The following is an 18,186-nucleotide window of genomic DNA, read 5'->3' on the forward strand; positions in this document are numbered from 1 at the left end:
ATTCTACGGCGGCCCGCACCCGCCCCGCCCCGGCCGGGGCCGGAACCTCCGCAGCCGGCGGGCGGGTCCGACGCGCCGAGCGGCGGGCAGGCCCTACACCCGCACCATGCCCAGGGCGGCCAGGGCCCGCCGCGCCACCTCGCGTCCGATCGGCAGGGAAGCCGTGGCGGCCGGGGAGGGGGCGTTCAGCACATGGACGGTCCGAGGCGCCTCGGCGAACAGGAAATCGTCCACCAGACCGCCGTCCGGCAGCACCGCCTGCGCGCGGACCCCCGCCGGCGCCGGCACCAGGTCCGCGGGGGACACCTCGGGCAGCATCCTCCGCACCGCCTCCGTGAAGGCCCTCTTCGAGAGCGAGCGGCGCAGCTCACCGGCGCCGTACCGCCAGTGGCGGCGGGCTATCCGCCAGGAGCCGGGGAACGCCAGCGTCCCGGCCAGCTCGGCGGGGCGCAGGGTCCGCCAGTCGTAGCCCTCGCGGGCCAGCGCGGGGACGGCGTTGGGGCCGATGTGCACATGGCCGTCGATGCCCCGGGTGAGATGGACTCCCAGGAACGGGAACGCCGGGTCCGGCACCGGATAGACCAGGCCCCGGACCAGCCCGGCCCGGCTCGGCGCCAGTGCGTAGTACTCCCCGCGGAAGGGGACGATCCGCATGCCCGGCTCGTCACCGGCCAGCCGCGCCACCCGGTCGCTGTGCAGCCCCGCGCAGTTCACCAGGGCCCGGGCCCGCAGCACCGCGCCGTCGGCGGTGCGCACCGCCACCGACGAGGAGCGCCGGGCGACGGCCCGCACCTCGGCGCCGTACCGGATGCTCGCGCCCGCCTCCTCCGCCAGCCGGGCCAGCCGGCGGGCGACCGCCCCGTAATCGCACACCCCGGTGGAGCCGACATGGATCGCGGCCAGCCCTCGCACCGCCGGTTCCCGCTCCGCGATCTGCGCCGGCCCCAGCTCGCGCACCGGTATGCCGTGTTCCCGGCCGCGCTGCACCAGGGCGTGCAGCCGCGGCAGCTCCTCGCGTCCGGTGGCGACGATCAGCTTGCCGGTCACCTCGTACGGCAGGCCCTGCTCGGCACAGAACCGCACCATCTCCGCGGCACCCCGCACCGCGAACCGCGCCTTGAACGAGCCCGGGCGGTAGTAGATGCCGCTGTGGATCACACCGCTGTTGCGCCCCGTCTGGTGGAGCGCCGGGCCGGGCTCCTTCTCCAGCACGACCACCCGGGTGCCGGGCGCCGCGCGCGTGATCGCGTACGCGGACGACAGCCCGACGATTCCGCCGCCGATCACCAGGACGTCGCAGTCGTACGACACCGCCCCGCACCTCCCCGCTCGCGCTCCGCCTCTCCCGATGATGCCCTGGCCCACTGACAGTCACCCGAAACCTGTCGGCACAGCTCCGCCGCCGGGTCCCCGAGGGCGGGATCGCCGGGATCGGCGGGATCGGCGGGATCGGCGGGACCCTTCGTCAGGGCGGTGCCCACGCCGCCCCTGGGGCCGGAGGCGTAGGCTTCCGTCCCCGTGCCGGTGACCGACGCCAGGGGTGCCCCGATGAGCCGTTTGACGGTGAACGACGCCACGCTCCACTACGACGACCTCGGTCCGGCGGACGGCATACCGGTCGTCCTGGTGCACGGGCACCCGTTCAACCGCACGCTGTGGGCTCCGCAGACCCGCGCGCTCACCGCGGCCGGGCACCGGGTGATCACCCCCGACCTGCGCGGCTACGGGGACAGCGATGTCACGCCGGGCAAGGTGTTGCTCTCCGGCTTCGCGGACGACATCGCCGCCCTCCTGGACCACCTCGGCGTCGGGCGCGCGGTGGTCGGCGGCGTGTCCATGGGAGGCCAGATCGCCATGGAGTTCCACCGCCGCCACCCGCGGAGGGTCCGGGCGCTCCTGCTGTCCGACACCTCGCCGTCCCCGGAGACGGCGGAGGGCAGACGCTTCCGCAACCACCTGGCCGACCGGCTGCTCGCCGAGGGCATGGACGGCTACGCGGACGACGTCATCGACAGGATGCTCGCCTCCTACAACGTCACCGCCCTCCCCGACGTGGCCGAACACGTCCTGGGCATGATGCGCGCCACCGACCCCCGAGGTGCCGCGGCCGCGCTGCGCGGGCGGGCGGAACGCCCCGACTACCGCGACACGCTCGCCGACGCCGGGGTCCCCACCCTGGTCGTGGTCGGCGCGGACGACGTGTACACCCCGGTCGCCGAGGCCGAGGCCATCAGCCGTCTCGTCCCGCACGCCGCGCTGAGCGTGATCGACGGAGCCGGGCACCTGCCGGGAGTCGAACAGCCCGAGCGCTTCAACGCCGTCCTGCTGGACTTCCTCCGCACGCGGGTGTCCGCCCACGCGTGAGGTGAGGTCTGTGCGGGGCTGTACGGATCCGTGCCCGGGTGGCCGGCTCCCGCTCATGGGCCTTCCCGGCTCGCCCCTCGCTCCGGACGATCTCCGCCTAGGCCGGCGCCACCAGCAACGGCCGTGCCCGCTCCCGCAGTTCCGCCACGCGCGGCTCGTCCCCGTACGGCTCCAGCCGGTGCAGGAGGTCCCGCACATACTCGGTGGTCCGCGCGGAGGAGATCCGCCCGGCCACCTCCACCGCCCGCGTCCCCTGCGCGCACGCGGCGTCCAGGTTCCCGGATTCCAGTTCGGCGACCGCGGCGACGACCAGCCGCAGTCCGTGCGAGCGGACGAACTCCTCCGTCGGCTGCGAGAGCGCCTGCTCGGTGAAGCGCCGTACCTGCCGGGGCACCTTGAGGTCGCGGTAGCACTCCGCGGCGTCGGCCGCGAACCGCCCCTCGGAGTAGAACCCGAGCCAGTTGGGGTCCTGATCGCCCGGCCGGGAGCGCTCCAGCCAGCCCTCGGAGGACCGCAGCGCGGCGCTGGCCGCGTGCGAGTCGCCGGCCTTGGCGTGGGCGCGGGCCTCGACGAGCCGGAAGAAGCTCATGGTGCGGGCGGTGGCCAGGCCGCGGTTGCGTTCGACGGCGGCCTGGGCGAGGTCGACGCCCTCGTCGGCGAAGCCGCGGTAGGTGGCCTGGAGGCTCATGGAGGCCAGGACGTAGCCGCCCAGCGGCACATCGGCGGCGGCGCGCGCGAGCCGCAGCGCCTGGATGTAGTAGCGCTGGGCCGCCTCCTGCTGGCCGGTGTCGAAGGCCATCCACCCGGCGAGCCGGGTGAGTTCGGCGGTCGCGCCGAACAGGGAGCGCCCGACCTCGTCGCTGTACGAACCGAGGAGCAGCGGCGCCGCGTCGACCCGCAGGCACTCGGGGACCATCGACGAACGCCAGTCACCGCCGCCGTACTTGGAGTCCCAGCGGCGGGCGTCCTCCGCGGCCTCGCGGAGCTTGGTGACGTCGCTGTGCCCGACGCGCTGTGGCGGGCCGTCGGCGGCGGCGGCCTCGGCCTCCTTCGGGTCGCGGGCGGCGTTGCTGTCGGCGGGCGTGATCAGCCAGCGCGAGGCGGGCGTCGCGTAGGCGCTGACGGCGAACGATCCGGCCAGGCTCTGCCAGATGCCGCCGCTGCCGGCCCGGCGGCCGGCGAGGTCGAGGCGGTACAGCTCGGTGGCCGAGCGGACGGCGGCACCCACGGCCCGCGGGAAGGCGAGACCGACCTCGGGTGCGGGATCGGCGTCGGCCAGGCCTATCTCGTGCAGCGGCACGGGGCGGCCGAGTTTGCTGCCGATGGCGGCGGCGATCAGATGGGGCGCGGCGCCCTGCGGAACCATGCCCTTGGAGACCCATCTGGCCACCGAGGTCTTGTCGTAGCGGAGCGTCAGACCGCGCTGGGCTCCGAGGTCGTTGACGCGGCGCGCCAAGCCGGCGTTGCTGATGCCCGCGAGGGCGAGAACGGTGCCGAGCTTCTCGTTCGGCCCGCGTTGCTCCCTGGACATGAGCCACCCCTCGACACACCGACGGCCGCCCCGGCATAGGCACGGGGCATTCGTAAGCCCAGCGTAGTTGCCCACATCCCGACCGTTAAGGGGCGAAGTACCGGATGGCGAGAATGTGGCCGTGACGGGGAGCGCGGCCGGGCCCGTGCCCCGGGGGTGTGCCGCCTTGCGCCCGGATGTGCGCGCTGTCCCGGCCAGCGCGAGAGCGCTTCCATGAGGAGCGCGTGGGTCGGCCCGCCGCACCGGATCCAGCGGGCCGGGGGGACCCCGTCGCCTCTTTCCCCGCGGGCGGCGGGACGGTCCGGGAGGCGCTGATCGTCTCCCGGACCGCACCGTTCCCGACGGTGGCGCCCACCCGTACGGCCGCCCGAAGTTGGCTTGTTTTCGCCCTTCTCAACGGGGCGCATGGCGTGGGAGTGCGTGCTCCCTCAACCGCCCCTTGTGCGCCGTTCCCGTGGCAGCATGGAGCCTGACGGGAACCACATTGCCCCGGCCCGCGGCCAGTTGGCGGGCGCGCCGCTCCCGGAGCGTCGCCGGGCCGATGCCGGACCTGTCGGACTACTGTGCACGATGACTGCGTGCGGCGGGTACAGGGTTGCCCTCGGGCTGTGGAGGCGGCGATGCGGTGGTTGGTGGGGTGGAGCAGTGCCGCCGCAGGCGCTTCCCGCAGCGCGTGGAGCACGACAGGCGACGGCGGCGGGACCCCCGTCCACCCCGTCGGCTCCCAGCCGCTCTGGAGCGGCCCCGATCCGCTCTGGGCCGTCGGTGACTGGCGCCCCGACGAGATCCGCGTCGTCCAGGCCGACCCCTTCACCCGGATCGCGGTGCTCGGCTGCTGCGGCGCCACCGACGAGGAACTGCGCGTCGCCCTGTTCGCCGCCCGCGGCGGCGCCCTGCGCCATCTCACCGCCTGGCCGGGCGGGTACACCGCCGTCCTCCAGGTCGGCCGCCGCATCACCGTCACCGGCGATCTCGCCGGCGCCCGCCCCGTCTTCCACACCCCCTGGCGCGGCGGCACCGCCTACGCCACCGCGGCGCTGCCGCTCGCCGACCTCGTCGAGGCACAGCTCGACGTCGGCCACCTCGCCGCGCTGCTCGCCTGCCCCGACTCCCCGGAGGCCCTGCGCGACGGCACCCCCTACAGGGGCGTCAGACGGGTGCCGCCCGGCCACGCCCTCGTCCTGCGCGACGGAGCCCGCGAGATCACCGGTTACGAGCCGACCGCCTCGCTCGCCGTGGCGGCGCCCCAACTCGACCCCGGCCAGGCCGTCGACGGGGTGCGCGACGCCCTCGTCGAAGCCGTACGCGCCCGCCTCGCCGCCCCCCGCCACGCCCCGGAGGCCGAGCCGGCCGACCCGGGGCCCGTGCCCGGCATGGGCCCCGCGGAACGCCGCGCGGCGCGCGGGGCCCCCGCCCCCGGCATAGGCGCCGACCTCTCGGGCGGCAGCGCCTCCTCCACCCTCGCCCTCCTCGCCGCCGGACTCCCCGGCAACCCCGGCACGATCCACGGCCAGCACGGCACCGGCGCCGGCGAGCGGCTGCTCGCCGTCACCTTCAACGACCTCGCCGCGGGCGGCGGCCGGGAGCGCGAGGCCGAACTGGAACGGGCCCGCGGCCTCGCCGCCAACCCCCGCCTCCACCACGTCGTCGTCGCCGGCGGCGAGGAGGCCCTGCCGTACGCCGGCCTCGACACCGTCTTCCTCACCGACGAGCCCGGCCCGTCCCTCGTCACCGCCGCCCGCCACCGGTACCGGCTCGCCGCGGGCAGCGCCGACCACATCGTCGGCCACGGCGCGCGCCAGGTCCTCGACGCCCACCCCGCCCGCCTCGCCGACCTGCTCCTCGACCGCCAACGGCGGCGGCTGCTCCGCCCGATGGCGGCCCTCGTCCGGGCCGACGGCCCCGGCGCCCAGTCGCTCTTCGTCCCCTTCACCGTCTACCGGGCGGCGCGCCGGCTCGCCCGTACGCCCTACCGCGAGGGCGTACGGGACGTGGCGGGGATGCTCCTGGAACGCCGCTTCACCGACGCGGGCGGCCACGGCGGCCAGGTCCGCGGCCTTCCGGTGACGGCCGCCGACGCGGGTGCCGTCGACGCCTCCCTGGCCGCGCTCGCCTGGTGCCGGCCCGGCCCGGCGGCGCGCTGGCTGACGGGCGAGGCGCTCGCCGAGGTGTCGGTCCGCCTGCACGACGCGGCGTCCCGGCCCGGCACCGTGGAACGCCCGGGCGAGCGGCGCGCCAATGCCGCGCTCGCCCGGTACGCGGCCGACCACCGGGTCTTCGAACAGGCCGCCGAGATCAGAAACCAGCGGCTGCACGCGCCCTTCCTCGACAACCAGGTCGTCCGTGCCTGCCGCGCGCTCCCCGAGGCGCTCCGCGTCCAACCGGGGGCGCGCTCCTCGGTGTTGCGCACCGTGCTGGCGGGCGCGGGCATCCACGACCTGCCGCCCGGCTGGGGAGCGCCCTCCCAAGCCTCCCAGGCGGCCTCCGTCCGGGCCGGGCTGCGCGCCTCGGTGGACGGGCTCGTGGCGCTCTTCGACGCACCGCTGCTGGCGGACGCGGGGCTGGTGGAGGCCCGGGTGGTGCGCAAGGCGCTGCGCGCGGCGGCCCAGGGCGAACCGGTACCGCTGGACGGCCTGGCCGAACTGGTCTCCACCGAGCTCTGGCTGCGCCGGCTGATCGCGCGCCGGGGGAGCTGCTGGACGGGCTCGGAGGCGCCGCGGCAGCGTGCGGTGTCCGGAGGGGTGCCGGGGACCTCACGACCGGCTCTGTGAGGTGCTGAGCCGTTCCACGGGCTTGCCCGGGGGGCCCGCGGCCCGGACCGGGGCACGGCCCCGGAGCCGGCTGCCGGACCGTGGGCCACCGGTCTGTACGGCAGTCCGTACGGCAGCCCCGTACGCGGAGGGCAGGGCGCGCCGGCGCGCGAGCTTCACGCCGGGAAGGCCGTTCGGCGCCGGACGGCTCGCTCTCCCGCGCGCCGGGCGCCCGGCGGCCTCCGATCCCGCCGCCGCCCGGTGGGGCGGCCACCGCGTCCGCCTCACCGGCTGGCACGCTCCCGGGCCGCCGGTCACCGGCAGCTGATGCGCGCCCCGGCCCAGTCCGCCAGAGCCTCCGGACTCCGGCGGTACGGCTCGACGACCAGCCGGAGGGTCCGGACACCCGCCAGGGGGACCTGGACCGGCAGAGCCGCGTCCCCGTCGCGCAGGACGTCCGAACGCCACAGCAGCGCGCCGTCCCCGTAGACGGAGAACAGGGCAGCGCCCGGCACCGGTCGCAGGTCGTCCAGCCCGACCCGCGCGCTGTACGCCGTGCACGGCCGGTTGAGGTCGACCGTGACCGACGACCGGGCCTGCACGGTCACCCCGTCCGGGAACAACTCCCGGCCGATCATGATCCCTTGACGGGGCCACAGCCAGGAGCTCTCCGCGCTGCGCACCTCCGGGCCCGTGCCGTCGCCGTGCGTGTCGTACGCCAGCTCGCCGAGGTCGTACGCCAGCGGGGCCGGCTTCGGCTCGACGGAGGGGCCGGGCGAACTCGGGACGGGAGCGGAGGACGGCGGCGAGGAGCCGGAGGCGGATGCCGGCGGGGAGGACGTGGTACCGGACGGGGACGCGACCGCCCCCGGGGAGGAAGGCGCCGGGGAGGTGCCCCCGGACCGCGCCGGCCCCCGGGACCCCGCCGGGCCCGTGGACCCGCCCGCCGCGGAACCGGGCGGAGCCCCGGAGCCGGCACGCTCCCGCCGCGTCTGCGCGGGCGTGGCCGCCGGCCCGGGCGCTTCCGGCCCCGGGCCGCCGACCGCCCCGGAGCCCGGGCCCGGCTCCCCGGGGGCCACCGGCGCCGGTGCCCGGCCGGCCCGCGGCCCGCTGTCGGGCGCACCCGCACCCCCGGCCAGAACGACGAGAACGGCTGCGGTGGCGGCCGCAACCCCGGCCGCCAGCCCCATCCGCACCGGCGCACCGCCGGTCTCGGGCACGACCCGGCCCGTTCCTGCTCCGTCACCCGGATGCCTCCCCGGGGCGGCCCCGGCCGCATGCCGCGGATATCCCGCCGCCAGGGGCCCGAGGACCGCGACGGGCAGCGCCATCCGCAGCCGGACGCCGGCGTCCGCCGCGTCCCGTACAGCCGCGCGGCACCGTGCGCAGGCCGCGAGATGCCGGCGCACCCCCCGTACCGTGCGGGCCCGCGGACCGCCCTCGGCGCAGGCGGCGAGGAGCGGAGCGGAGCGGGCACAGTCGCCGCCCCCGGCCGAGGCATCCGCCAACCGGACCCTCAGGCAGGCCTGTTCGAGCCCCTTGCGCGCCCGGTGCGCCAGTGCGGTCGCGGCCTCGGGGCTCATTCCGAGCAGCCGGGCGGCGCTCTCCGGGGACTCGGCCTCGACCAGGGTGTGCCAGAGCACGGTCTGCCAGGGCGCGGGCAGTCCGCGGAAGGCCCGGACGACCTCCGAGTGCGCCGCCTCCCGCATCGCCCGGACCCCGGCGTCCGCCTGCGCCCGCCGGTCCGCGGCTCCGGCCGGAGGCCCGGCCGGGCCCGCGCCGCCGGCGCCGCTCCCGGAACGGGCATCGTCGAAGTCCGGCGCACCCTGAGTCCCCGGCGCGTCCGCACACCCGGGCAAGCCCGCCGTGCCGGGTGCCGGGGCCGCGCCGGTCATCCCGGCGCCCCCCGCGGGGCGGCCGGGGCCGGTGGCCTCCGCGAGGAGGGCGAAGCCGGCGAATCCGGGGCGGAGCCGCTCACCCTTGTCCGTCCGGCTCCACTCCGCGGCCACCCGGCGGACCGTCGTCAGCAGATGGATCCGCTCGGGTGCGTCGGGGCGGACACCGCCGCGAATCCCGCGAAGCGTACGGGCGAAGGCCTCGGTGGTGAGGTCGTCCGCGGAGTCGGTGTCGTGGCAGCAGTCGCGGGCGTGGCGCCGGACGGCCACCGCATGGCGCCGGAAGAACTCCTCGAAGGCCGTGTCGTCCCCGTCCGCGGTCCGCCGGAGCAGATCCGCGTCGGCCGGCGGCGGTCCGCCCGTCGGCTGCTCAGATCCCATGGCAGAAGCCCCCGTACCCGACGACACACCCGAGCCCCCGGGAAAGACTGCCACAATGCCCGGCCCCGGCCCCATACAAGGAACCAGAACCACCCTCCGGACAGGGGGACTTCACGGAAAAAGACGCGAAGGCCACCCTGCCCGCCGGGCCTGCGGACATCCGGCCGGACCGGCCCCGGGCCCCGAAGGACCGCGGAGCCGGTCCCTCCCTCAGAGCGCGCGCGGGCGCAGCCCCTCCAGGAGGATGTCCAAGAGCCGCGCCGAGGCCGCTTGCTGCTGCGCCGCGTCGGGCAGAGCCGGAGCCGCGGTGGCTATCACGAGCAGCACGTCGGCGACGGTCACATCGCCGCGCAGCTCGCCGGCGGCCCGGGCGCGGTCGACCAACTGCCCCACGACGTCCAGCAGGACCGCGGCGCCCGGGTCGTGCTCGGCCGGCTCCGGGGTGCGTTCGACGAGCCGCAGATCCGGCTGTCCCTGCCCCGGCACGGCGGGCTGCCGCTGCTGCGGCACCCGGGCGGCGGCGTCCGCCCCCTCCGGCTCCGGGCCGACGCCGACCCGCAGCACCTGCGGCGGCAGCAGCCGGCCGGCTCCGGACGCGACCGAGGTGCGCAGGAAGCGGGAGAGCGCCGACCACGGCTCCTCCTCCTGGCCCAGGGCGGCCCGCGCCTGCTCGGTGAGGCGCGCGGTCTCCTCCTCGGCTATCCGCCGGACGAGTACGTCCTTGCTCGGGAAGCGCCGGTAGACGGTACCCACACCGACCCGGGCCCGCCGTGCGACGTCCTCCATCGGCGCCCCGTATCCCAGCTCACCGAAGACCTCGCGCGCCGCGCGCAGGACGTGCTCCAGATTGCGCTGTGCGTCCACCCGCAACGGCGTCGAGCGCGCGGCACCCATGACGTCGGAGCCGTCCGCGGTCGCCCGCGCGCTCCCGTCCGGTGCCGATGCGAGAGCGGCCGGCCAGTGAGAACTCTGCGTATGCATGTGTTTTCCCCCGGTAAATGACGTCTCCCCCCGGAGACTCCCCGCCGTGACTGCCGGGAGACGGTCTGGCTCCCCCGACGGGATACGAACATAGTTGAGCCCAGGCCCGGAAAGAAGAGGGCAGTTCCGCACAGACCGCCCTCCGGCCGGTGCGGAGGACCACCCGGCCCCGGCCGGCATGTCCCGCTTGGCGAACGGCCCCGCGCTGACCTGCGCAGCTTGCGGCCATCCCTGCGGAATCGCCCGTTCCGCACGCCGCGGCGCACCGGTCATACATTTAGCGGGGCCTGTGGACAAACGGCCGCCGCCGGTGCGTCATGGGAGGGTGCCGCGCTTTCAGGGAGCGGGCACGGCGGAACAACATCGCGAGGAGACCCTCTGTGACGGAACCGGCGCGCATTCTCGTGGTCGGCGGTGGCTGTGTCGGGATGTACACCGCGCTGCGGCTCCAGCGGAGGCTCAAACGCGGCGAAGCACTGATCACCGTGCTCGACCCCGAGCCCTACATGACGTACCAGCCGTTCCTCCCGGAGGCCGCGGCCGGCTCGATCTCCCCGCGCCATGTCGTCGTCCCGCTGCGCCGGGTGCTGAGGAAGTGCCAGGTGGTGGTCGGCGAGGCCACGGCCATCGACCACATCGCGCGCACCGCGACCGTACGGACCCTCGCCACCGAGGAGGAGGGCACCGACCCGGTCGAGATCGGCTACGACGAACTGGTGCTGGCCCCCGGCTCGGTCTCCCGCACCCTCCCCGTCCCCGGCCTGGCCGAATTCGGCATCGGGTTCAAGACGGTCGAGGAAGCCATCATGCTGCGCAACCACGTCCTGGAGCAGCTGGACATCGCCTCCTCGACCCGCGACCCGGCGGTCCGTTCCGCCGCCCTCACCTTCGTCTTCGTCGGCGGCGGCTACGCGGGTGTGGAGGCGATCGCCGAGCTGGAGGACATGGCCCGCTACGCCCTGCGCTACTACCACAACGTCGAACCCGAGGACATGAAATGGATCCTCGTCGAGGCCACCGGGCGCATCCTGCCCGAGGTCGGCGAGGAGATGGGCACCTACGCCGTCCGCGAGCTGCGCGGCCGCAACATCGACATCCGCCTCGACACCCGGCTCGAATCCTGCGAGAAGCGGGTCGCGGTGCTCAGCGACGGCTCCCGTTTCCCCACCCGCACCCTGGTGTGGACGGCGGGCGTCAAACCGCACCCCGTGCTCGCCGCGAGCGGCCTCCCGCTCAACGACCGGGGCCGGCTGCGGTGCACGGCGGCCCTGCGCGTCGACGGCACGGAGCACGCGTGGGCCGCGGGTGACGCCGCCGCCGTACCGGATCTCGCGGCGGGCACACCGGACGCGCTCTGCGCCCCCAACGCCCAGCACGCGGTGCGCCAGGCGCGGACCCTCGCCGACAACCTCGTCGCCTCCCTCCGCGGCGGCGGGACCAAGGACTACGAGCACGCGCACGCCGGATCGGTCGCCTCCCTGGGCCTCCACAAGGGCGTCGCACATGTGTACGGCAAGAAGATCAAGGGCTATCCGGCCTGGTTCATGCACCGCGTCTACCACCTCGGCCGGGTGCCGACCTTCAACCGCAAGGCCCGGGTGATCGCCGAATGGTCCCTCGCCGGACTCTTCAAACGCGAGATCGTCTCTCTCGGCTCTCTGGAGCACCCCCGCGCCGAATTCGAACTCGCGGCCGGGACAGATCACCCATCCGACGGCAGATGACCCGAAGGCGAAGCAAGCCGGAACTACGCGATCGGCGGCCTCGTCTGACGGATGTCAGCCCGGTCCGCCACACTGGGCATGTGACCATCAAGGGTGGGCTCGCACCCGTCGAGAGAGCCGCTGCCTCCCGGCCCCGGGACAGCGGCGACCGGCGGCACCGCCGGGCCCCCGCTCCCCTTCCCGAACCAGGAAACCAGCGGCATTCCCCGGCCGTCCCGCTGATCCGAAGCGACATCACGAGGCAAATCTCAGTGAACTTCACGCGCTGGAGCGCCCGGCTCCCCGGTACACAGCGACGCGCCGCGGTGCGGTCCGACCGCGGCGGCAGTCCCCAGGCTCCGTCCGCGCCGGGCAGCGCCGTGCCCACCGCCCGGGAGGAGCCGCCGCAGCCGTTCGAGACGCCACCACCGGCCGGATCCCCGGGCGGGCGCCCGGCCGCGCGGGAGCTGCTGGCCCGGGACGTCCTCGACCAGGTGCCCGGGCTGGTCGCGGTCGTCCACGGCCCGGAGCACCGCATCGCCTACGTCAACGACGCCTACACCACCGTCTTCGGGGACCGCTCCCTCGGCGGCCCCGCCCGTGAGCTGCTGCCGGAGCTCACGGAGCTCGGTCTGCTGCCGCTCATGGACCAGGTCCTGCGCAGCGGCAAGCCCCGCACCCTCAAGGCCCGCCGCGCCCGCGGGCTGTCCCGCTCGGGCCACTACACCTTCACCTGCACTCCCGTCGAACTCTCGTCCGCGGACGGGCCGGAGGGGAAACCGCACACCGAGGGAGCGGCCGCCCTTGCCGCCACCGGCACGGTGCCGGGCCCTCCCCCGGACAGCGCGTCATCCGACGGCGCGTCATCCGACGGCGCGTCACCCGACAGCGCGTCTGCCGACAGCACGTCCCCCGACGGCACAGCTCCCGGCTCCGCCCCAGGCGGCACCGCTTCGGCCGGCGGCGACGGTCACCCCGACGGCGCCCGCGACCGCGCGGCGGCCCGGGCCGTCCTCCGCGCGGCGGGAGCCGCGGACCGCCGCCCGGCCCGGCCCGGTTCACCCCGCAAGGGCGTCATGGTCTTCGCCACGGACGTCACTGACCAGGTCGAGGCCGCCGAGCGGCTGCGCACCAGCGAGCGCCGGCAGCGCGAGACCGCCGTCACCCTCCAGCGGAGCCTGCTCCCGCAGAAGCTCGAACAGCCCGACGACCTGCGCGTCGCCGCCACCTACCAGCCGGGCGGCACCGACGAAGCCGTGGGCGGGGACTGGTACGACGTCATCACCCTCGGCGCCGGCCGCACCGCCCTGGTCATCGGCGACGTCATGGGCCGCGGAGTCCGCGCCGCGGCGGTGATGGGTCAACTCCGCACCGCCGTACGGGCCTACGCCCGGCTCGACCTGCCCCCGCACGAGGTGCTCCAGCTCCTCGACGGACTCGCCGCCGAGATCGACCCCAACCAGATCGCCACCTGCCTCTACGCCGTCCACGACCCCAACGAGAACCGCCTCGTCCACGCCTCGGCCGGCCATCTGCCGATCATCGTCCGCGACGCCGACGGCACGGTCCGCCGCGCCGCCGAACCCACCGGCCCTCCGCTCGGCACCGGAGGCTGGGTGCACACCTCCGGCTCCGTGCCGCTGGAGCCCGGCGCCACCGCCGTGCTCTACACCGACGGCCTCGTCGAGCGCCGCGACGCCGACATCGACGACGGCGTCTCCGCGCTCGAACAGGCCCTCGCGGGCGCCGACGGCACCCCGCAGGCCGTCTGTGACCGGCTGATCCGCGCCCTGGGCGTCACCGCCGACCACGACGACGACGTCGCCGTCCTCGTCCTCCAGCACCCCGCCCGCACCGGACACGACGCGGAGCTCTTCCACAACGCCGCCCTCGACCTCCTCGGCGGTGTCGAAGCGGCTCCCCGCGCCCGGGCGTTCGCCTCGGGCGTCCTCACCAGCTGGCGCTTTCCCACCGAGCTGCACGACCTGGGCGTCCTGGCCGCGAGCGAACTGGTCGCCAACTCCCTCCAGCACGGCGTCCCGCCCATGCGGCTCCGGCTGCGCCGTACGGACCGCCGCCTGATCGTCGAGGTGACGGACGGGGACGACCACCTCCCGCGCCGCCGCCGCGCCGAACCGGCGGACGAGTCCGGCCGCGGCATCTCGATCATCGCGACCATCGCCTCCTCCTGGGGCTCCCGGCGGACCCCGGGCGGAGGCAAGGCCGTCTGGTGCGAGTTCGCCCTCCCCGACAGCTGCCGTACACCGCATCCCTGATGGAGTCCGCGGCGCAGGGAACCGCGACCGCGGTCGGCGACCCCTCGGCGTCCCGGCGAGCCGTCAGATGCCCACGGGCACCGGTGCCGAAGCGTGCGTCTCCGCGCCGGCGACTGCCGGAACCGGCGGTGCGGCCGCCCGCAGCGGGCTGTCCTGTTCCGCTGTGAGCCGTCTCCCCAGCCGCAGCGCCAGCACCGAGATCCCCAGCGAACAGACGACCAGCATCGCGATGTAGGCGGTATACGCCCCGGCGCCGGCCATGAGTCCGCCCACCGCCGGCCCGACGGCCAGCGCCAGCTGCTTCACCAGCGCGAAAGCGGAGTTGTACCGGCCGATCAGCTCTCGCGGAGCCAGGTCCGCCACCAGCGGGGCCACGGTCGGCGACAGCATCGCCTCGCCCAGCCCGAACAGCGCGTAGGTCGAGATGATCGCAGCCACCGCCCAGGCGTGACGGCCGTGCAGCAGTCCTGACGCACCGGCCGCCACCCAGGCCAGGGTCCATATCAGCCCCACCAGAGCGATCACACGGCTCCGCCGCCGCCGTTCCACCAGCCGCAGGACCACGAACTGCGCCAGCACGATGACCGCGGTGTTGGCGGCCAGAGCCACCCCGAGGGTGGCGGGCGATATGCGCGCGACATCGACCGCGAAGGCGGAGAGCCCCGACTCGAACTGGCCATAGCAGGCGAAGAAGAGCACGAAACCCAGCACACACAGGCCCACCATCGACCGGTCCCGGAGCAGAACCCGCAAGCCGCTCCCGCCACCGCCGGCAGCCGGAACCGCCTCTCCGTATCCCGCCCCCGCGGCCTTCGCCGGACGGACGGATGCCACGGCCGCGCCGAGCACCAGGAACATCACCGCCTCGATCCCGAACAGCACCAGGAAGCTGCCGGCACGGGAGATGTCCACGATCAGCCCGCCGAGCAGACCGCCGATGCCCAGCCCGAGGTTGTTCAGGAAGAACTGCGTGGCGAACGCCCGCGAGCGAGTGGCGGGGGACGAGCACCAGACGATGAGCGTGGCCAGGGCGGGCTGGATCACCGATATCCCCGTGCCCAGCAGCGCGGCCGCAGCGATGACCAGCGCCTCGGTGGACGCCAGGCCCATCCCGGCGGACCCGGCGGCCGCGGCAGCCGAACCCACGACCACCACCGGCAGCGGCCCGCGCCGGTCGATGATCCGGCCGGTGAACGGCAGCGCCACCAGGGCGGCCAGGGCGAAGACGGCGAGCACGACCCCCGCGGTGCTCGCTCCGAGATCCCGCACCCGCGCCACATAGAGGAACAGATACGGAACGGTGAAGCCGTTGCCGAACGCGCTCAGCGCATTGCCCAGCTGGATCCGGCGCAGCGCGGCGCTCGTCGCGGTGGTCACACTCACCTGCCCAGGTCGTGGAGGAAGAGAAGAAGAGAGAGGAGAAGGAGGGAGCAGGACCCATGGAGTCCAGCCTTGAAGACTTCGAACCTAAACTTTGACGGTGAAGACTACACATCCGAAGCCTTCGATGCCAAAGAGACGCGTGCCATACTGCCCGCCATGTCTGACAACGCCACCGAGGACGAGCCGAGCATCGAGGAACAGATCGCCGCCTACCAGCGGGAGTTCCGCGACCTCGACCCCCAGGTCGAGCAGGTCGTCTCATCGCTGCAGCGGCTGAACCGCAGGATGAACGTCGCCTACGGCCGGCAGACCGCCACCCTCGGCATGAGCAACGCCGAGTGGGAGGTCCTCCAGGCCCTGGTCCTCTCCGGCGCGCCGTACCGACTGGGCCCCGGAGACCTGGCCAAGCGCCTCGGCCTCACGCCAGCCGCGATGACCCACCGGATCGACCGCATGGTGGGGGAAGGGCTCGTCACCCGGGAACGCGACGAGAGCAACCGGGTCCGCGTCATCGTGGAGCTGACGGCCGCCGGCCGGGAGAAGTGGCTTGAGGCGATGCGCCTGGCAACCGTCTTCGAGGAGGGGCTGCTGCAGGACCTGACGACAGCCGAACGGGCCCTACTGGGAGAACTGCTCACCCGCCTTCTCCGGCGGGTCGAGGACGCCCAGCCCGACGCGGAAGGACGCCTCAGCGACCTTGACTGAGGCGAGTTGACACCTTCCGGGGCCGACCGTAGTGTTCTCCGGGTTGCCACGGATCCCCGAGGATCCCGGCGGCCACTTCCCGCCGCTTTCGGCGGCACCCACTGAAGCAGGGTCTCCCCGATCGGGGATGGGTTCCGGCATGCCGGAATTCGATACCGAAAGGCTCGATTATGAGCCGGCCGGGAAATCCGCTAACGTAGGGGCCGCGCCGGAAGGCGCAGCGGAAACCCTCTCCAACGGGGACCGGAAACGGAATTCGGGCCGGGAAATCGGTTCGGAAAGTGTCTGGTAGGGTTGGAAACACCGAAGGGAAGCGCCCGGAGGGCCCGGAGACGGGGCCGAAGGAAGCGTCCGTTCCTTGAGAACTCAACAGCGTGCCAAAAGTCAACGCCAGATATGTTGATACCCCGTCCGGGCGGCAGATTCAGGTTTGCTGCCGGGATGAGGTTCCTTTGAAACAAGTCCTTCCGTGCCACCGTTTCGGCGGTGGTGGTCGGGAGGCAATTGACAGCGAGGACGCTGTGCGCGGTCCGGATTATTCCTCCGGGCTGCGCCGCTCTTGCGTGAAGCATTCACGGAGAGTTTGATCCTGGCTCAGGACGAACGCTGGCGGCGTGCTTAACACATGCAAGTCGAACGATGAACCTCTTCGGAGGGGATTAGTGGCGAACGGGTGAGTAACACGTGGGCAATCTGCCCTGCACTCTGGGACAAGCCCTGGAAACGGGGTCTAATACCGGATACGACCATCTCGGGCATCCGATGGTGGTGGAAAGCTCCGGCGGTGCAGGATGAGCCCGCGGCCTATCAGCTTGTTGGTGGGGTGATGGCCTACCAAGGCGACGACGGGTAGCCGGCCTGAGAGGGCGACCGGCCACACTGGGACTGAGACACGGCCCAGACTCCTACGGGAGGCAGCAGTGGGGAATATTGCACAATGGGCGGAAGCCTGATGCAGCGACGCCGCGTGAGGGATGACGGCCTTCGGGTTGTAAACCTCTTTCAGCAGGGAAGAAGCGCAAGTGACGGTACCTGCAGAAGAAGCACCGGCTAACTACGTGCCAGCAGCCGCGGTAATACGTAGGGTGCGAGCGTTGTCCGGAATTATTGGGCGTAAAGAGCTCGTAGGCGGCTTGTCGCGTCGGATGTGAAAGCCCGGGGCTTAACCCCGGGTCTGCATTCGATACGGGCAGGCTAGAGTTCGGTAGGGGAGATCGGAATTCCTGGTGTAGCGGTGAAATGCGCAGATATCAGGAGGAACACCGGTGGCGAAGGCGGATCTCTGGGCCGATACTGACGCTGAGGAGCGAAAGCGTGGGGAGCGAACAGGATTAGATACCCTGGTAGTCCACGCCGTAAACGTTGGGAACTAGGTGTGGGCGACATTCCACGTCGTCCGTGCCGCAGCTAACGCATTAAGTTCCCCGCCTGGGGAGTACGGCCGCAAGGCTAAAACTCAAAGGAATTGACGGGGGCCCGCACAAGCGGCGGAGCATGTGGCTTAATTCGACGCAACGCGAAGAACCTTACCAAGGCTTGACATACACCGGAAAGCCGTAGAGATACGGCCCCCCTTGTGGTCGGTGTACAGGTGGTGCATGGCTGTCGTCAGCTCGTGTCGTGAGATGTTGGGTTAAGTCCCGCAACGAGCGCAACCCTTGTTCTGTGTTGCCAGCATGCCTTTCGGGGTGATGGGGACTCACAGGAGACTGCCGGGGTCAACTCGGAGGAAGGTGGGGACGACGTCAAGTCATCATGCCCCTTATGTCTTGGGCTGCACACGTGCTACAATGGCCGGTACAATGAGCTGCGATACCGCGAGGTGGAGCGAATCTCAAAAAGCCGGTCTCAGTTCGGATTGGGGTCTGCAACTCGACCCCATGAAGTCGGAGTCGCTAGTAATCGCAGATCAGCATTGCTGCGGTGAATACGTTCCCGGGCCTTGTACACACCGCCCGTCACGTCACGAAAGTCGGTAACACCCGAAGCCGGTGGCCCAACCCGTAAGGGAGGGAATCGTCGAAGGTGGGACTGGCGATTGGGACGAAGTCGTAACAAGGTAGCCGTACCGGAAGGTGCGGCTGGATCACCTCCTTTCTAAGGAGCACTTCTCACCCGGTTCTGCCGGGTCAGAGGCCAGAACACCGGCGAGTGTCCGGTGCTGGTTGCTCATGGGTGGAACGTTGACTATTCGGCGCATCACGGTTGCTGCTGCTA

General features: G+C 73.2%; 10 protein-coding genes and 1 rRNA gene. 6 read left to right on the forward strand and 5 right to left on the reverse strand.

All coding sequences use genetic code 11. The features are described 5' to 3' along the window. Nucleotides 1-93: 93 nt before the first annotated feature. Nucleotides 94-1,311 carry an L-2-hydroxyglutarate oxidase gene (lhgO, locus tag LIX60_RS16690; RefSeq protein ID WP_227959111.1) on the reverse strand — a complete coding sequence of 406 codons (1,218 nt, stop codon included), beginning with the start codon at nucleotides 1,309-1,311 and terminating at the stop codon, nucleotides 94-96. Between the two features lie 237 nt (nucleotides 1,312-1,548). On the opposite strand from lhgO, the gene LIX60_RS16695 reads away from it, so the two are divergent. Next, nucleotides 1,549-2,364 carry an alpha/beta fold hydrolase gene (locus LIX60_RS16695; RefSeq protein WP_227959112.1) on the forward strand — a complete coding sequence of 272 codons (816 nt, stop codon included), beginning with the start codon at nucleotides 1,549-1,551 and terminating at the stop codon, nucleotides 2,362-2,364. Nucleotides 2,365-2,461: 97 nt separating this feature from the next. On the opposite strand, the gene LIX60_RS16700 is transcribed toward LIX60_RS16695, so the two are convergent. Further along, entirely contained in the window at nucleotides 2,462-3,895 is a 1,434-nt protein-coding gene (locus LIX60_RS16700) for a hypothetical protein (RefSeq protein WP_019707144.1), read from the reverse strand. 620 nt (nucleotides 3,896-4,515) lie between these two features. Between LIX60_RS16700 and LIX60_RS16705 the strand changes: the two genes are divergently transcribed. Then, a complete protein-coding gene (locus LIX60_RS16705) occupies nucleotides 4,516-6,666 on the forward strand; it encodes an asparagine synthase-related protein (protein ID WP_227959113.1) in 2,151 nt (716 codons plus the stop codon). A 293-nt stretch (nucleotides 6,667-6,959) separates the two neighbouring features. Here LIX60_RS16705 and LIX60_RS16710 read toward each other — a convergent pair whose 3' ends face one another. Together LIX60_RS16710 and LIX60_RS16715 are read right to left on the reverse strand one after the other, a co-directional pair. Beyond that, entirely contained in the window at nucleotides 6,960-8,921 is a 1,962-nt protein-coding gene (locus LIX60_RS16710; protein ID WP_227959114.1) for an NPCBM/NEW2 domain-containing protein, read from the reverse strand. A gap of 210 nt (nucleotides 8,922-9,131) precedes the next feature. Then, nucleotides 9,132-9,902 carry a TetR/AcrR family transcriptional regulator gene (locus LIX60_RS16715; RefSeq protein ID WP_227959115.1) on the reverse strand — a complete coding sequence of 257 codons (771 nt, stop codon included), beginning with the start codon at nucleotides 9,900-9,902 and terminating at the stop codon, nucleotides 9,132-9,134. A gap of 428 nt (nucleotides 9,903-10,330) precedes the next feature. Here LIX60_RS16715 and LIX60_RS16720 point away from each other — a divergent pair, with 428 nt between their 5' ends. Together LIX60_RS16720 and LIX60_RS16725 are read left to right on the forward strand one after the other, a co-directional pair. After that, a complete protein-coding gene (locus LIX60_RS16720) occupies nucleotides 10,331-11,626 on the forward strand; it encodes an NAD(P)/FAD-dependent oxidoreductase (RefSeq protein ID WP_374117981.1) in 1,296 nt (431 codons plus the stop codon). Nucleotides 11,627-11,877: 251 nt separating this feature from the next. Beyond that, nucleotides 11,878-13,881 carry a SpoIIE family protein phosphatase gene (locus tag LIX60_RS16725; protein ID WP_227959117.1) on the forward strand — a complete coding sequence of 668 codons (2,004 nt, stop codon included), beginning with the start codon at nucleotides 11,878-11,880 and terminating at the stop codon, nucleotides 13,879-13,881. Between the two features lie 63 nt (nucleotides 13,882-13,944). Here the strand turns inward: LIX60_RS16725 and LIX60_RS16730 are convergent, their stop codons facing one another. Continuing rightward, nucleotides 13,945-15,258 (reverse strand): MFS transporter, encoded by a 1,314-nt coding sequence (locus LIX60_RS16730; RefSeq protein WP_227959118.1) that lies wholly within the window; start codon nucleotides 15,256-15,258, stop codon nucleotides 13,945-13,947. Nucleotides 15,259-15,420: 162 nt separating this feature from the next. Between LIX60_RS16730 and LIX60_RS16735 the strand changes: the two genes are divergently transcribed. Both LIX60_RS16735 and LIX60_RS16740 read left to right on the forward strand, forming a co-directional pair. Beyond that, complete coding sequence (locus LIX60_RS16735) at nucleotides 15,421-15,969, forward strand: MarR family winged helix-turn-helix transcriptional regulator (RefSeq protein WP_227959119.1); 549 nt, start codon at nucleotides 15,421-15,423, stop codon at nucleotides 15,967-15,969. A gap of 571 nt (nucleotides 15,970-16,540) precedes the next feature. Further along, nucleotides 16,541-18,066 (forward strand): 16S ribosomal RNA (locus tag LIX60_RS16740). Nucleotides 18,067-18,186: the final 120 nt, after the last annotated feature.

Origin of the sequence: Streptomyces sp. S07_1.15 (genome assembly GCF_020739505.1) — a bacterium.
Classification (GTDB): Bacteria; Actinomycetota; Actinomycetes; order Streptomycetales; family Streptomycetaceae; genus Streptomyces; species Streptomyces xinghaiensis.

What these genes read in the sequence shown, in the direction of transcription:
- LIX60_RS16715 (WP_227959115.1), bottom strand. Translation starts at nt 9,902, where the DNA reads ATGCATACGCAGAGTTCTCACTGGCCGGCCGCTCTCGCATCGGCACCG.
- LIX60_RS16695 (WP_227959112.1), top strand. Translation starts at nt 1,549, where the DNA reads ATGAGCCGTTTGACGGTGAACGACGCCACGCTCCACTACGACGACCTC.
- LIX60_RS16710 (WP_227959114.1), bottom strand. Translation starts at nt 8,921, where the DNA reads ATGGGATCTGAGCAGCCGACGGGCGGACCGCCGCCGGCCGACGCGGAT.
- LIX60_RS16735 (WP_227959119.1), top strand. Translation starts at nt 15,421, where the DNA reads ATGTCTGACAACGCCACCGAGGACGAGCCGAGCATCGAGGAACAGATC.
- LIX60_RS16720 (WP_374117981.1), top strand. Translation starts at nt 10,331, where the DNA reads ATGTACACCGCGCTGCGGCTCCAGCGGAGGCTCAAACGCGGCGAAGCA.
- LIX60_RS16705 (WP_227959113.1), top strand. Translation starts at nt 4,516, where the DNA reads ATGCGGTGGTTGGTGGGGTGGAGCAGTGCCGCCGCAGGCGCTTCCCGC.
- LIX60_RS16700 (WP_019707144.1), bottom strand. Translation starts at nt 3,895, where the DNA reads ATGTCCAGGGAGCAACGCGGGCCGAACGAGAAGCTCGGCACCGTTCTC.